Source organism: Pedobacter sp. 22163 (assembly GCF_052045595.1).
Taxonomy (GTDB): Bacteria; Bacteroidota; Bacteroidia; order Sphingobacteriales; family Sphingobacteriaceae; genus Pedobacter.
In genome coordinates this window covers 639,142-654,974 of the sequence record NZ_JBQEPM010000003.1, presented here as the reverse complement: position 1 = coordinate 654,974, position 15,833 = coordinate 639,142, and the positions used below count along the sequence as shown (strand labels likewise).

Below are 15,833 nucleotides of genomic sequence, written 5' to 3'. Positions count from 1 at the left end.
TCACGGAATTCACGGAGCATTCATTTTTCGTCATTGCGAGGCACGAAGCAATCTTAATGCGATCGCTAATCACCCCATAGTTGTAGGATTGCTTCGTGCCTCGCAATGACGATCTTTCTCATTACCGGTTCGTGAGACACGAACCATGGCATGGCGCATTATGTTCCGTGTTTTCTGTGTCTCCGTGGCAAACAATTACAATCCTATCGATTCCCTTGTAATGTGATTTGCTTTCAAAATTTCATCAACTTTTACTGGCAAACCTGTTGCTAGAGATTGATCCATCGCCTGTAATAATGCAACGGTTCCGATGCCTTCTTTTAAATCAGGGTATGCGGTAAAGTTATTGTTGATGCTATCTGCAAAATATTCCAGGTAATTCTGGTATTCTCCGGCGTGATGGCTTTGTCCTTCGAAACGGAAATAGTGCTTTAAAGTAGAGTCGCCCCAGGTGATGATCTTTTCTTCGCCTGTTTTGGTTGTAACCGAATAACGCAGTTCGTGGTAATCGGCCTGGCTAGCGCCTTCTGTTCCACGCAGGATACAGCTCATACCACTATCGCGACTTGCGGGCTGTGTTGGGCCAGTATAAGCACCACTTACCCTCGCAATTCTTCCATCTTTTGCTTTAAAGATAAAGTGCATGGTATCCTGGTTTTTCAGCCCGGCTTTTAAACCATTACTGCTTAACATACCATAGCCCATAACTTCTTCAATATCGGGCATGTACCACCTGATAAAATCAACAGGGTGACTTAAACCACCATACAGCCACTTAAATGATTGTTTTAACGACCAACCTTTTTCTAGAAACCAGCGATGATCGGCATGGTAGTGACTTTCGATCGTAATCAGTTCTCCGATTAAACCTGCATCAAAATCTTTCTTCTGGCGCATGGCAGGCTCAAAAAAACGAGAGCTTTGCCCGACGAAAATCTTTTTTCTTGATTTCTTGGCTAACGCCAACAGTTCATTGGCTTGACCTAAATCATCGATAAACGGTTTGGTACACACCACATGTTTCCCATGCTCCAGTGCAAGTTTAATGTGCTCAAAATGCAGATGATCTGGTGTGTAAATCGCAATCATATCGATTTTGTCGCTGGTTAACATATCCTCGTAGTTGGTTGTCCAGTTTTGAAAATCAAATTCTAAAGCCCGTTCTTCGCAAAGCTTTTTATTGGCATCGCAAATCTGGATAAGCTTAAACTTTTTGCTTGCCAATGATGCAGAAATGGTACTTCTGCCCTCTCCTAAACCTAAAATCCCTAATCTTAACATGATATTATTTTTTCTAAGCGTTATTGTTTTCCTCCCCCTGCCCCCTCCAAAGGGGGACGATAAGTCTTTTATTCTATCGGTTTAAAGAAAACCCAAACCTCTTCTGGTTTTGTTCCTTCAATTCCTTCCTGGTATTTTTTCATGATGGCATTCCATTCGTCTACTTTTGGATTGTTCTCAGTGGTTTTTGGATTCAGTTCATCTAAACTTTTTCCTTTAGGAATACTGATAATCAGCATTAACTGTCTATCGTTTTTAAAGATGGCTAACCGTTGAAACTCGGCCTTACAGAATCCTTTTGATATCTCCGGCCATTTTTCGAACTGTGTTTTGTGATAGGCCAGATATTCTTTCTGGAGTTTTTCATCCTTTACCAAATTGGCTGATAAAATGATGTTATCCCACTCTGCTACTGGCTTATCGCCACAATTCTTTTCCCTGTTGAAATCGTAAAACAGATTATCGTACAATTTAACTTCTGTCGCGTTTAAACGTTTTAAAGTTTGCCGCAAGCTCTCCACCTTTAAACTTGAAGTATAAATTACCAGTCGGTTGTTCCATTTATAAATTGAACCTGGCTGGAGATTATTTTCTTTTGCAAAAGTTTTTAAGACATTGTTACCTGGCAGATTCTCAGATTTAAAAACCAATTCGAATACAACAGATTGATCTACAGCCTGATTGGTGCCTCTTTTTGAATAATTGGTTTTCTCTTTTAATAAATATTGAAAAGGCTTTTCTAAACCCGCACTTTGCCTGATATGAATGGAAACTTTTGGTCCGTTACTTTCCCATAAATTGCCTGGTCCGTTGGCATTTTGAAGATACTTTTCGGTTGGCGTCCAGTTGTTTTTGATGGTAAAATACGAAGAACCTTCATCGGTATAAAGATAAAACCAATGATCAGGGAGGTGCGGATATGGCGCTTTGTAAATGCTATCGACCACATTTTCGGTAATGAATGATCCTGGCTGAGCAGATAGTGTATAAATTCCGGCTACATCGTACATGTGTTTTCCGTAGTGATGAATCTTATTGCCGCTGATGGTATTGTTTTCCATCGCATTTCGGGTTTTCGTCCATCCCCAACCCACGCTGATGCCCGAATAAGACACATCGTTAATTTCGTTATGCCGAATTTTAATCCCCCGAACATAACCTGCGCCTATACCGACGGCACCCCAATCTTCGTTGGTTACATCGGTAATCAGGTTGTTTTCGATTTTATTGTTCGTCGAAATTTCTCGTTGATCTGTAGGATTGTAAGGCAAATGTACTTCGGTCGCTTTATCAGAGAAAGTTCCCATTAGAATGGCTGAACCACCAATATCTTTGAATAAATTTCCTTTGATTTCGTTCTCAGCAGTTCCTTTTTTATAATCCAAAGCAGTAGAAGCCATGTGCTCGAACCGGCAAGATTCGAAAGCTGTGTGATTGGCATAACTTACTTCAATTGCAGCAGCCGGACGACCAACCCAGGCCTGATTTTCTAGCGTAGGTTTGTCTGGTGTTCCTGCTTTTTCTAGTTTATAGGCATCAAGCATGTACATTCCCGCCTGATGAGGAACATGCCCCTGTTTTGATGGTCTTAACCATGTAGAATGCTCGAAAGAAATGTTCTTAAAATTTACAAAAGAAACTGGTTGATCAATCGTTCCCTCTATTTTAACCAGGTTTTCTAAAGCGGGAGCAATCACTTCAGCATTTAGCATATTTTCTGATGCTTTTGGCCAATAATAAAGCTTGTGATTCTGTAAATCTTCAAACCATTCTCCAGGTTCATTCAAAAACTGGATCGCATTGCTTAAATAAAAAGCAGAATTCCCTGTTTTGACTGAAATCCATGGTGCTGGCCATGGATGCTCGGATTGGATCCTGCTTTCGGGCTGCATAAAAGAAAGTTCCGCCGCATTACCTACAATTTTAACAGACTTTACACGAAGATTTGCAATGGCCCACCATTGATGAATGAGCATTTCCATTCCTTTAATATTTGCTAAATTGATGCCTTTTTGTAATGGAATTCTACAGGTTTGCTTTTCGTTATCCCATGATAAAATTCTCCCCATTTCTTCACCATTATAATTTTTTGCGCGGATGGCTTTATTGCCATTTACCCATAGCTGCCTGAACTGCAGGTCGCTCCCATCTAAATTTGGAACATCAGCTACCCAAACTTTCCCGTTAGATTCTTTTGGCAGACCAGCAATTGGGCGGTTTAACTTTTTCCAGTTTTTTATCTGAATGCCTCCACTCAAAATAACTTTTTCGTTAGGTGCGCAAATAATTGTTGTCGGACTATCTTTTGTGCCAGAATCTTCAGGTCGAAGAACTACGGGTTCGTGCAATTGATAAAAACCCTTCCCGATTATAATCCGGATTCCATCCTTAGTAGAAACATCATTTAAGCGCCTCAATTCGCGAGCTTTTCTAATAGCAGAATGTAGCGTGGCCAAGGGGTTTTCCTTGGTTCCTACATTAGTATCATTACCATTTATGGATACGTAAATATCTGCTGCACTTACTTTTAGATGTAATAAACTTAGCATTAGTAAGATTATCGAACACCTTTTTAAATTCAAGTTGTTTGATGGATAATATTTTGCTCGATTGGTCTGTGAGGACACAGACCAAGGAGAGAAAATTAAAAATGGTTTAGTTTGTTTGGTTCGTGGAGACACGAACCAAGGCATAGATACACCGCCACGGTACGTGTCTCCACGTACCGATAGATTGTAAAAACCATAAATTTTTCTCAAAAAGTATTTCATTGTATTTATACTATTTCGGTTGAAAAACTGATTTCAAATAGCTTGTATTGGCACTGAAATTATATTTTACATTTGTTGGCTGTTTGGCATCCCGGCTTCTTTCTACAACCAGCCATCCTTTCCAACCCATATCATCAAGTGTCGATTTTACTTTATTGAGGTCGATTTTGGGATCGTTCTGTAACCAAACACCATCTTCATTGGTGGCATGAATTTGAATGATGTTTTTCCTGCCCAAAATTCTGAGCTCTTGATGTAAATCTCTTCCATTCTTTATGGCGTTCGAGAAATTGAAGTAACTTTTAACATGCTTGCAATCAATATCTTTTAATAACTGTAATTCGCCTTTTGCATCTAAAGCACTTTCAATTCCAATTGTAATTCCAGCTTTGGTAGCCATTTTTCCGGCAACTTTTAACCGTTCAACAATAGGTTCGCGCAGTTCAGGATTTTTAACTAAATCACCTTGAATACCCAATGGAAGAAATACCACCTTAATCTTCATTGCTTTAGCAGTATCCAAACAATCCTGGATCATTTTCTGATAAGTTGGTCGCTTGGCAAATGATTGCGCATAAAATCCGGTCATCGCCAGCGAGCAGATTTCGAGGTTCAGCTCTTTTGCTTTATCCAGATACTCCTGCCTGATTTTTGGATCGGCCAGTTTATTGTCAAATGTTTCCCGATTACCCAGGCCGCCCATGTCAATTTCCAATCCGTCAGCACCGATTTCTTTTGCGAGTGGCAAAGCACTGATTTTCTGACGTTTTAAAATCATTAAATCTATCACGGCAACTTTATAATTGTTCTTTTCTGCTGCCAAAAGCAATTGATTGGGGATCATTAAAGCGCCTGTAAGCAACGCAACATTGCCGATAAAAGATCTTCTGTTTTGATACTCCATATCCATTATTTGCTTGTACTTAACGGGAATAATTTTTCCAGATTTTCAAATCCCATTACTGCATTTTTAGGTAATTTTTCACCTTTATCCCCAAAAACGTAAAGGGCATTTTCCTTTTCAATGGTTACTTTACTTTCATCGTATTTACCTGTTTTAGCTTTAACTGCAGCACCATTTAGTTTGAAGTTTTTGATCAGGAAATCGTAAAGTGCAATACGCTTATTAATGCCGAAATCATGTTTTTCATCAGGAAGGTGAACATTCTCGACCTTATCTTTCACACCATAATAACTGTACATTTTTTGTAAGTAAGGAAAATCGTGTTCGGGTGTGTGTGCTGTCCAGTCGCTACCATCTGACACCAATAACTGGGGCCGAGGTGCTGCCATTGCAGCCAGTTCTACATTATCAGTCCCGCCGCCACATTGATGGATTGGCATTCCGCTTTCGCAAGGGCAGCCACCATAAAAATAAGACGACATCGCCACTACGGGAGCACTTAGTTTAATCCTGTCATCCATGGCAGTCATTAAAATAGAATGGCTTCCTGCACCAGAACCTCCACTGATGCCAATTCTGGTTGTATCAGTTTCTTTTAGCGCACTGAAGTAGTCTAAAATCCTGATTCCCCCCAAAGCCTGAACAGTTTGCGCCAAACTTTTGCGGTGATCTTCATATTTAAACTGTAGCATCGATTCGCCCCAGGCAAATAAGTCGTAGCTAAAAGCCATAGCGCCCATTCTGGCAATCATAGCACAGCGGGTCTGGCAATCGGGCCTAAAACGCTGCTTTTCCCAGTGCCCGTCCGGACTTAGCACCAATGGGATTTTTCCTTTAAAATGTAACGGTTTATATAGTGAACCGTTAATCCAAACCCCAGGTAAAATCTCCAGTGCAATGTTTTCTACTGAATAACCGTCAAAAATTCTTTTCGTTGTGATAATCGGTTTTGAATTTGGTTTGGCAGGCAATGGTGACAACAATAAGGCTTGATATAACTCGGGCTTTATTTCTGCCTTTCGTTTTTCCCAGCTAGCCTGGTCGTGGTATTTTGTTGCCAAACTATCCAGATAAGCCCATCCATCCTGGACCTCCCAACGGTAATATTCGTATTCTTTCAATTTGTAAACACCTGCCTTTTCTTTGTTTACTTTCATATCCAAAGGGGCAAGCACATTTGCAAGGGTTTCATCAACATTTGCACGGAAACGCCATTCTGCATAGTTCACCCATTTATCCCTTACCTGTGGTTCGGAGTATTTGATTTGAACTTTAAAGCGCGTTTGAATCTCTTTCAAAACTTCTACAAGCGGCTTTTTATAGAGGTTATCGGTGTTTTGGGTTTGAGCGGAGAGATGATTAAAGGCGAATAAAAAAATGGCTACTAAATATCCACTCCTCAAAATTCCTCCCCCTGCCCCCTCCAAAGGGGGACGAGTTCCCTTACTTAAGATTTCTCGGCTACAGTGCGTCTCTCCTCGCAATGACGATCGCCAAAATCTCGAAATGACGTATCTAGTTAAATCTATCATCTTAACCCTCCTCATTTTTAGTTTCAGTAATTACCGGTGCGGTATAACCTTTTAGTTTCGGCCAAATGCCATTTTTGATTTTCTTTAGTTTTAACTTCGATGGATCTACCACCACATGTTTGATCTTTTCTCTTCTCCAGGTATAAATGAAATGTAACATACCATCAGCGGTTTGAATCACTGCAGGATAAGAATACTGACTGATCGGCGAATCTTCTAAAATCAATGCGGCCGACCATTTTTTACCGTCTTTTGAAACCGAAACATTTAATGGAGTACGTGGCCCTTTAGCTAAATCGCCCGGAGGCAAAACATGGTTGTAAACCAATACATGGCGGCCATCTTTCATTGTTACTGCATCTGTACCGGAGTTGTTATTTGGTAAAAATGTTTTGGTTAATGCAGACCAGGTTTCGCCATTATCTTCAGACCAGGATTCTACAATGGCACGGTTGGCGGTTCTGGCCAATAGTTGCAATTTACCATTGCCATGTTGTAAAATGCTCGGTTGAATGGCTTTAATTCCATTTTCAGGCAATGGTCCTACGGTTCTCCAGGTTTTACCGTTATCCTGAGTTACCTCGAAGTGGATTTTCCAGCCATCGCCTTCTCTGCTCGATGGCGCAAAGAGATTCCCATTGCTTAACAAAACAGGTTTATTTTTTACAGGGCCGATATAACCATCGGGCAATTTTGTAGCATCCGACCAGGTTTTACCGCCATCTTTTGAGGTTCTCATCATGCCCCACCATTCTGATGGTTTTGGCCCGATTTTGTAAAACAACAGTAAATCTCCACCGGGAACCTGATATAAAACCGGATTCCATGTAGGTAATCTTTTACCATTAGGTTGGATACCGTTAGCGGCCGAAATCGGTGCCAGCCATTTTCCATCAACAAAACGGCTGATGTAGATTTCCACGTCTGGATTCCGTTCTTTGGTTCCTCCAAAAAACGATGCTACTAAACCGGTTGGTGTTTCTGCTATTGTTGCGGAGTGGCAGGATGGGAATGGTGCTTTATCGTATAAGAATTCTTGTTTTACGATGCCTCTTTGCCATTTTTCTACCTGAGCGTTTGCACAAATGGTGAACGCAAAAATTAGATTGATGGTGATGTATATTTTTTTTAATTTCATATTTCTTTCTCTTCGAGGTGGATTACACAGATTATTTGATTGCACAGATTTGCTTTATTACTCAAAAACTGAAAACTTTTCACTGGAAATTGCCTACTGTTTCGCTGCTTTCTCTTCCTTTATTTTTTTAGTGTAAGCACTGTAAAGCGCTCTCCAGCTGCGACCATTGTTATTTAACATCTGCTCTGATTTCGTTTTGTAAATTTCAAAAATGGCTGAAATCTGCTTCATGTTTTTATAATCGACAGCTTGTTCTCTGGCTTGTTTCAAAAAAGCCAAAATCTTAGCTTCCTCATTGGCAGTTAAATCCGGAACAATTGCTTTGTAACCTTTCATCGTGAAATCAACCTTTCCGATGGTGTATTTGTCTAAAATGGTTTCTACCTGCTCTGGTGTTAAATTCTTTTTCAATCCGTCCATAAGCGATTGATGAACGGTTGACGGCATAGCAGAATCAGCAATGATCTGTTTGTCTAAATCACTTAGTTTACTGCCTGTAACCGGGTTTATTCCATCAGGAACGGTTGATGATGGATGATCGTTATGCCAATCTCTAATGGTGGTTAAATGAACCGCAATTACATTTTCGACAGCGGATTTTTTTGTTCTGTCGGTTAAATTTAGTGCAGAAGCCCATTCTTTTGCCTTTGTTAGGATTTCTTCTGGCACAACAATATCTTTGGTTTGGCTGAATGCATTTACTGAGGTGATCAGTAAGGTTATCAGCATAAATGGTTTAAAAAACTTTCTCATAATTGTGTTTTAATTATTGTTTCGGTTCGTGAAGACACAAACCGAGGCTTATATACAGTAATCCTTTCTCGCCATGGTTCGTGTCACCACGAACCGTTATTTTATTTCCGCTCCACCACAAAAGCATAATCTCCAGAACCAAGTTCATAAACAGCGCTATTATGCTCCATTTTTACAAATTTTAAATCCTTAATTGACTTATTTTTTTCTGAAACTTCATTTTTATTATTTGCAGGAATATAAACCAACGCCGTTGTATTTGCTGGGATGGTAATGTTCCAGTTAAACTGGTTAGCCGTTTTGCTATAACTGCTTTTGATTAACCCATAAACCGAATTGTAACTTGCATTTACCGAGTTTAAACTATTGATCATTTCAGGTTTCATGATAATCTTTTTAAAAGCAGCCTCTTCAGATTTTATACCTGCAAGGTTTTCGTAATACCAGATCAGCAGATCGCCTAGCATCATCACGTGGTTCTGCGAATTCATTTTCGGATCAGCCGTATTGCCATTCCATAATTCCCAAATAGTTGTTGCACCATTATCAACCATGTAACCCCAGCTTGGGTAGGTTTTCTGTGTTGCAACTGTATAAGCTAAATCTGGTCGGCCATAATCGTTTAAACAGCGCATTAACCATTGGATTCCGACCAGACCATTACTTAAATGGCCTTTATTTGTCACTTCAACAGTATAAGTGACATTCTTAAAAACCTGATCTATTTTATTTTGTGGAACCATTCCGAAATAAAGTGGAATGATGTTATCCGTTAAGGCATTAGAAGCATAATAACCTTTATCGTTATAATATTTTTGATTAAAAGCATCTTTGACTTTGTTCCCTAAAAGTTCATATGCTTTTACATCTTCATCGTTACCGCTTACCTTAGCGAATTGTATCATCAACTGCGTGAAATGATAATAATATGCCGTTGAGATTAATTCGGAAGGATATTTCTTGTCTGCACTTTTACCCCGCCCAAATTCGATGGTAATGGGTGGCATACACCAATCGCCGTAACTATCTTTAGTTAAAATGTAATCTTTCATGTAGCGGTCTTGCATGTAAGTAAGCCACTTTTTCATTGCCGGATAGTTGTCCTTTACGGCAGAAACATCACCAGTTTGTTTGTATAACATTTCAGTAACCAAAAGCATTGCTCCGGGCCAGGTCATGTTGTCGCTGTAGTAGCGCCAAAATGCGGGTGCAACATCTGGAATGGCGCCATCCTCTTTCTGCGAGTTTCTGATGTCCTCTAACCATTTGGCATAAAATCTGCCGTTATCAAAAAGAAAACTTTCTCCGTAAGCCACAGCGCCCCTATCGCCAAGCCAAGGCATCCGCTCGTTACGTTGAGGGCAATCAACCGGAATCCCCTTATAACTTCCGGCAATTCCCCACCATGCATTTTTGAAGATCTGATTGGTTAAAGCATCTGAAGTTTCGAAAGTTCCAACCGTTTTAATGTTATCATAAATCATTTTGCCAAGAAAATCATTCACTGATGGCTGGTAAGTATATCCTGAAAGTTCTACGTATCTAAATCCGCGGTAAGCAAAAGTAGGCTCCCAGGTTTCTAATTCTCCTCCTTTTAAAGTGTATAAATCGGTACATTTCGCATTGCGAAGGTTAGCTGTAAAGAGTTCGCCATTATCTTGTAATGATTCTGCAAAGCGCATTTTGATTTGTTTGCCCTTTATGCCTTTTACCTTGATCTGTAGCCAACCCACCATGTTTTGACCCATATCCAAAATATACCGGCCACCAGAAAGTTTAGTAATTGAAACAGGCTTAATTGTATTCATCACTTTCATGTTTTCATTCATCTGGGCTTCAATGGTTCCCGTTGGTTCTTGCACAAATTCTGCTTTGGCCCACTTGCTATCATCAAAACCTACCTTATTCCAGCCGGCTACTTCTTTGGTTGCATCGTATTCTTCACCATCATATTCGTTATTGGTTCTGATTGGTCCATCCGTTGTGCCTTTCCAGCTATTGTCGGTATCAATATTTGCTGTTGTTCCATCGGTGTAAACAATGTTGATGTTCATCAGCATTTTCGGGAAACCAAATGTTTTGATTTTATAAGGTTTTTCATTTTGGCGCATGGCGAAGAAACGGCCATTTCCAAGTATTGTGCCAACTGCATTTTTACCATTCTGGAGGTAACTGGTTACATCGTAAGTATTATATTTTACGTTTTTAGTGTAATCCGTAGGCGATGGAGATAAAACATCATTTCCAACTTTTTTGCCGTTGATGTAGAGTTCATACAAACCTAAACCTATGATAGATGCGGTGGCTGATCTTACAGTTTTCGTACTCTGAAACTCTTTTCTGAAATATCTGGCAGATAAACGCGAATCGGTTTTGATATTGTCCCATGCGAATGCCCTGTCAAAACCAATCCAGCCTTTTGGCCAATCTTTATAGTACAGCAAACCCATAGAAAAATAGTTGTTAGCAGACCATTCACTTTGCCCAACATTAGTCCACACTTTAACTTTCCAATAGGCTTTCATCCGGCTTTTAAGCATTTTCCCGTTGTAAGCGATATGAATAGATTCTGGTGAGTTAATCTTTCCAGAATTCCATAAATCACCCTCATTGGCATTTAATTTCTCTGGCGAAGAAGACACCAAGATCTGGTAAGCCGTTTGCATTACATTTCTTTCATTTGATATGATATGCCAGGCGAAGCGAGGTTTTACAACATCAATGCCCAACGGATTTTCGAGCATTTCGCAGGTGGTATTTTGCAACGAGACTTGCGCCATCACTTTTGAAAAGGATAGGAACCAAATGCTGATGATCGCTATGTAGATTTTAATGTTCATTACGCTTCGCGGTTGATTACACAGATTGATTGATACACTGATTTTTTTACTTCTATAATTACTCTTTCTTCTTTGCTTTGCGAAAAACTTAGCGTTCTTTGCGGTTAAACATTTATTTGTTCCCGCTGATTTCGAAGATTTACGCAGACCAATAATTTCTCATCTGCGTAAATCCGCGTTATCTGCAGGCTATTCTATTGCACTTCGCGGTTGATTACACTGACTTAGTTATTATTTATTGCTCCCGCTGATTTCGAAGATTTACGCAGACCAATAATTTCTCATCTGCGTAAATCCGCGTTATCTGCGGGCTATTCTTTTGCTTTGCGAAAAACTTAGCGTTCTTTGCCGTAAAACCTTTTAAACCTATCTACCTGAAAAATCAAAATATAAGGTCATATTTAGTGCCCTACCTGGGGCTTTATCAAAATCGTAATAAATATTCTTCATTCCCATTGGGCCTGTTGTTTCGGGCTTTTGGGTTTTTGTGCCAATTGCCGAAATTGCGTTCATAAATGAAATATCACCATTCGGAAATGTCGGACTCATGTTATCATATTCTGTATCTTTCGATTTTTTCGGTGTAAACAACCTTAAAAATACATCTTCCCTATCTGTAAGCACTTTAAAGGATTGTTTTTTACCAATAAACGCACACCAATACATATTCGAATAATAGCCTTTAAATTCAGGGTATTGCCAAGGTGCTTCACCAGTTGCAGAATTATTATAATCCTTTTTCCAGATGCCAAGCTGTGTGCCCTTCATTCGGTTTTTCCAAACGCGGTATGGTCCGTTACCTTTGTATTCAACCGCTTTAATTTCTGATTCAGGATAAGAGAAGTTCAATCCTACGAAAGTGGTAAAGTAATCTGATGGAAAATATTTCACTTCCATTTTTAACCAGCCGGATGGATAAATCGTCCATTGTAAAGTATTCCAACTTTCTTTTTTATCAAATTTTGATGAAATCACTAAATTTTCACCATCCATTTTTTGAGTGAAGTTTTTAAAATTATTTACACCCTCCTGTAAAATGGGGCCATTTGAAAACGGAATTACACCTTTGGCATTCTGAACCTGTTGCAGCAAACCTGTTGTTTTATCGAATGTTAAATCGATACCGTTGGCAGATACCCAATAAACTTTTGCATCTTCTTTAAGATTTACCTTTGAAGGACCTGTTTGTACAACAATTTTCGCTGCATCATCTCCAGGCAGCGTTATCGGAAAACTCCAGGTAAACAATTCCTTGCCATCGGGTGCATTTGCGGTGAGATAAAGTGCATCAAAGCTTCTCCAATCTGCTGGAAGATTAACTTGTAACTTTCCTTTTTCGAAAGGTTTGATATTTGGTGCATCAGCTTTTCCAGATTTGAATGCTGCATCTGTTCCCGCTTTTAATCTCTTCAATTTCCAGTTGAATGTACATTGATTGAGATTGGTAAATGCATAACGGTTTTCTAATGTAAACGAACCATCAAAACCAGCTGTCATTTCTCTCTTCTCTACAAAAACAGGGCTCCAGACTTCTTTAATGGTAAAGAAACTACCTTCTTTTTCGTGGTAAGGTCCAACAATTCCATCAGGGCCATGATTTCCATCGGTATCTAATTCGCCATTTTTATCTGTACGCACTACAGCCTGATCGGCAAAATCCCAAAGGAAACCACCTGCAGAAAGTGGATTGTTCCACATGGCATTCCAGTAATCTTCAATACCTGCGCCATGACCGCCATCCCACATGCCATGCAAAAATTCAGTAGGCATTAAAATATTATGACCATGATCGTAATTGCCAATCCCGTAGTTAAATTCGCGGTAATGGGTGGTTTCGAAACCTCCAAAAACTTCCCAAGGATGGACTAAAGGCCTTTTTTGTATATCTTCTTCTGCAAAAAGATGATCGAGTTCGCGGTTGTGTCCGCCTTCATTTCCATTTGCCCAAAAGATGATTGACGGATGATTTTCATCATTCAGCATCATTTCTTTCATCAATTTTGTTCCCGTAGGCGTATCATAAGTACCATGCCAACCTGCCAGTTCATCCATTACGAATAAGCCCAACGAATCGCAAATATCTAAGAAGTGCCCGTCTGGTGGATAATGCGACATCCGAACGGCATTCATGTTCATTTCTTTCATTAGCAATACATCGGCAATGCTGATTTTTTTACTCGTAGTACGGCCTGAGGATGGATAAAAAGAGTGACGGTTTACACCTTTGAATTTCATTTTCACCCCATTTACATATACACCATCGCGTTCTTTTACTTCAATCGTTCTAAAACCAATCTTTTTCGAAACCTGGTGGATCTCTTTCCCATTTTTACTCAGGGTAAAGTTTGCATTGTACAAGTTTGGAAACTCTGAAGACCATAATGCTGGGTTAGAAAACTGATGATTCAACCTTATCTTTTGTATTCCACTTTTCAATGTGGTGCTAAATCGATCACCAAGTCTTTTTCCATCTTTTCCTAAAAGCTCGATCTCAATTTTATCGGCATCGCCAGTGTAAGCCAATTGAGCATCTAAATTGCCATCAGCTTTAGCATCAATCTGAATTCGATCTATATGTGTTTGGGGCAGCGATTCCAAATAAACTGGCCTGAAAATACCGCCAAAAATCCAGAAGTCTGCTTTGCGTTCGGCTTCATTAACTGATTGATTGGCTGAATGTTTGGATACTTTTACCTCAAGTAAATTATCGCCGCCAAGTTTTACCAATTTAGAAATATCGTATCTAAACACATAAAACGAACCCCGATGTGTTTCTCCGGCCAATTTGCCGTTGATTTTAACCTCGGTATCTGTCATCGATCCCTCGAAAACAATATTAATTTTTCGGTTTTTCCAATCTGTAGGCACCTTAAATTTATACTTATAAAGTCCTTGTTCTTTGCCTTTGTTTTCCTCTTTGTTGAAACCGTAGTTATATTTCCCAAAACCTTGCAATTCCCAGTTTGAAGGCACGGGAATGGTGGTCCATTTGCCTGAATTTGCACCAGCCGTACAGAAGAAATCCCAGTTAACGGTATTGTCGTTTCCTGTTCCTGATAGGTATAATTTCTCCGTTTGCTGTGCTTTAAGGGAGCAAAACATAGTTGTTAAACACAAGAAAAGTATAAATCTGCGTTTCATTAATTGGTTTTAAAAGTTTTAGTTAATGGATTATCAGTTCTAAAAGGCAATGCAGGTAAAGCATTACTGTAAAAATTTCCTGATGGATTTTCTGTCCAGTTGTAACGCACGGCCACAGGCGCTGCAATTTCTTTTGCTGAAACAATAACTTTTCCGTCTTTAACAAAAGCGCCGGCACTGATAAATTTTCCGTCTTTTCCAGCTATGGTAAAGCCATTCAGTAGATTTGATGCATTCGATTTTAAATAATCAAAGTCAAGCAAAGCTTTTCCGTTTTTAAACGATACACTTTTATAAACCGGACCTGAAAAATCATTTTTTTGATTGTAAGTGTTTGCTAAAGCCCAATGCGCCAATCTTCTGCCCACCTCCCATTTGTATGTTGGATGTAGGTCTTCGTTTGAATCAGTTAAATCATTGGTAGAAACCATACCTGTATTCGGTAATCTCAACAGCTGAGTCTGTGCTTCCCAGAATTCAGGTTCGGTATTTTCATCAACAGGTACTTTGCCTTTGGTTTTAGAATAATTGAAAGGTGCAATCTGAACATAATAAAAGGGCAGTTCCTTTTCTTTCCAGGCTTTCCTCCAGCTATTGATCAGTACTTTCATTTTATAAGCGTAGCTGATTTTCTCGTTCAGAAAACAATTGGTTTCGCCCTGATACCAAAGAAAGCCGCGGATTTTAAACTGCGTTAACGGTTCAATCATGGTGGGATAAAATTTACCTGGATCATTACTTACTTTTTGATTTTTGAAGTAATCTTCCTGCGCAAATGCATTTTCTGCTATCCAAGGTTCAATGGCACTGCCCGGAATGGCCGAAGAGATCATGCCTACGGGAATACCTAATTTTTCCTGAATTTCTTTCGCGAAGAAATAACCTACGGCCGAGAAAGCACGTAAAGCGGAATCTTGGGCGACACTCCAACTTTTATGAATGGAATCGGGTTTGTTTAATGTTTTGCGGTTAACCAGGAAAATTCTGATCTGATTGTTCTTTGCCTTCGCAACTTCATCAGATGGAAAACCCAATTTTTCATTTTTCGGTTTCGGAATTTTAGCGAGTTTGCGCATGGCGTACTCCATATTGGATTGACCTGAACATACCCAAACTTCGCCAACCAGAATATTGGTTAGTATAATTTTATTTGAGCCTGTGATAGACATTGTTTGCGGCTTTGCTGATGTTTTGAGTGGAGCTAAAACAAGAAGCCAATTCCCGTTTTTATCAGTTATTGTCTGTTTTTTTTGTCCGGCAAAAGTGACTTCAACTTTCTCATCCGGAGATGCAAAACCCCAGATATTGATGGGTTTATCCCGTTGTAAAACCATATTGCTCGATAAGATCTGAGGCAAGAGGATTTTTGCGTTTGCAGAGAAGGAGAATAAAGCAAGAATGGCTAAGAGTAAGAAAGATTGCCACGTCGTGCCTCCTCGCAATGACGATGAGGCGATCGGAATAACGAACGCT

At 39.6% G+C, this 15,833-nt stretch carries 9 protein-coding genes; all 9 read right to left on the bottom strand.

The window, feature by feature from the left end; genetic code table 11:
* Nucleotides 1-195 precede the first annotated feature (195 nt).
* The 9 genes from ACTJKN_RS10985 to ACTJKN_RS10945 all read right to left on the bottom strand — a co-directional run bounded on the left by ACTJKN_RS10985 (nt 196) and on the right by ACTJKN_RS10945 (nt 15,718).
* The gene (locus ACTJKN_RS10985) at nt 196-1,281 is read right to left on the bottom strand and encodes a Gfo/Idh/MocA family protein (RefSeq protein WP_440824922.1); all 1,086 of its coding nucleotides are present in this window, start codon (nt 1,279-1,281) and stop codon (nt 196-198) included.
* A gap of 68 nt (nt 1,282-1,349) precedes the next feature.
* Nucleotides 1,350-3,830 carry an L-rhamnose mutarotase gene (locus tag ACTJKN_RS10980; RefSeq protein ID WP_440824919.1) on the bottom strand — a complete coding sequence of 827 codons (2,481 nt, stop codon included), beginning with the start codon at nt 3,828-3,830 and terminating at the stop codon, nt 1,350-1,352.
* Nucleotides 3,831-4,062: 232 nt separating this feature from the next.
* Nucleotides 4,063-4,956: a sugar phosphate isomerase/epimerase family protein gene (locus ACTJKN_RS10975; protein ID WP_440824917.1), complete on the bottom strand. Its 894-nt coding sequence runs from the start codon at nt 4,954-4,956 to the stop codon at nt 4,063-4,065.
* A gap of 5 nt (nt 4,957-4,961) precedes the next feature.
* Nucleotides 4,962-6,254, bottom strand: a complete 1,293-nt coding sequence (locus ACTJKN_RS10970) for an acetylxylan esterase (RefSeq protein ID WP_440824915.1) — start codon at nt 6,252-6,254, stop codon at nt 4,962-4,964.
* 235 nt (nt 6,255-6,489) lie between these two features.
* Nucleotides 6,490-7,626, bottom strand: a complete 1,137-nt coding sequence (locus ACTJKN_RS10965; protein ID WP_440824913.1) for a sialidase family protein — start codon at nt 7,624-7,626, stop codon at nt 6,490-6,492.
* 93 nt (nt 7,627-7,719) lie between these two features.
* A complete protein-coding gene (locus ACTJKN_RS10960) occupies nt 7,720-8,379 on the bottom strand; it encodes a DUF3826 domain-containing protein (RefSeq protein ID WP_440824912.1) in 660 nt (219 codons plus the stop codon).
* Between the two features lie 101 nt (nt 8,380-8,480).
* Nucleotides 8,481-11,219: a family 78 glycoside hydrolase catalytic domain gene (locus tag ACTJKN_RS10955; RefSeq protein WP_440824911.1), complete on the bottom strand. Its 2,739-nt coding sequence runs from the start codon at nt 11,217-11,219 to the stop codon at nt 8,481-8,483.
* A 366-nt stretch (nt 11,220-11,585) separates the two neighbouring features.
* On the bottom strand, nt 11,586-14,360 hold the full coding sequence (locus ACTJKN_RS10950) for a glycoside hydrolase family 2 TIM barrel-domain containing protein (protein WP_440824909.1): 2,775 nt from the start codon (nt 14,358-14,360) through the stop codon (nt 11,586-11,588).
* Nucleotides 14,360-15,718, bottom strand: coding sequence for a sialate O-acetylesterase (locus tag ACTJKN_RS10945; protein WP_440824908.1), 1,359 nt, complete (start codon nt 15,716-15,718; stop codon nt 14,360-14,362). The genes ACTJKN_RS10950 and ACTJKN_RS10945 overlap by 1 nt, the downstream gene beginning before the upstream one ends.
* Nucleotides 15,719-15,833 lie beyond the last annotated feature (115 nt).

Bases quoted from the DNA above. Each gene is read 5' to 3' on its own strand.
- ACTJKN_RS10985 (WP_440824922.1), bottom strand. From the start codon at position 1,281: ATGTTAAGATTAGGGATTTTAGGTTTAGGAGAGGGCAGAAGTACCATT.
- ACTJKN_RS10980 (WP_440824919.1), bottom strand. From the start codon at position 3,830: ATGCTAAGTTTATTACATCTAAAAGTAAGTGCAGCAGATATTTACGTA.
- ACTJKN_RS10975 (WP_440824917.1), bottom strand. From the start codon at position 4,956: ATGGAGTATCAAAACAGAAGATCTTTTATCGGCAATGTTGCGTTGCTT.
- ACTJKN_RS10965 (WP_440824913.1), bottom strand. From the start codon at position 7,626: ATGAAATTAAAAAAAATATACATCACCATCAATCTAATTTTTGCGTTC.
- ACTJKN_RS10960 (WP_440824912.1), bottom strand. From the start codon at position 8,379: ATGAGAAAGTTTTTTAAACCATTTATGCTGATAACCTTACTGATCACC.
- ACTJKN_RS10955 (WP_440824911.1), bottom strand. From the start codon at position 11,219: ATGAACATTAAAATCTACATAGCGATCATCAGCATTTGGTTCCTATCC.
- ACTJKN_RS10950 (WP_440824909.1), bottom strand. From the start codon at position 14,360: ATGAAACGCAGATTTATACTTTTCTTGTGTTTAACAACTATGTTTTGC.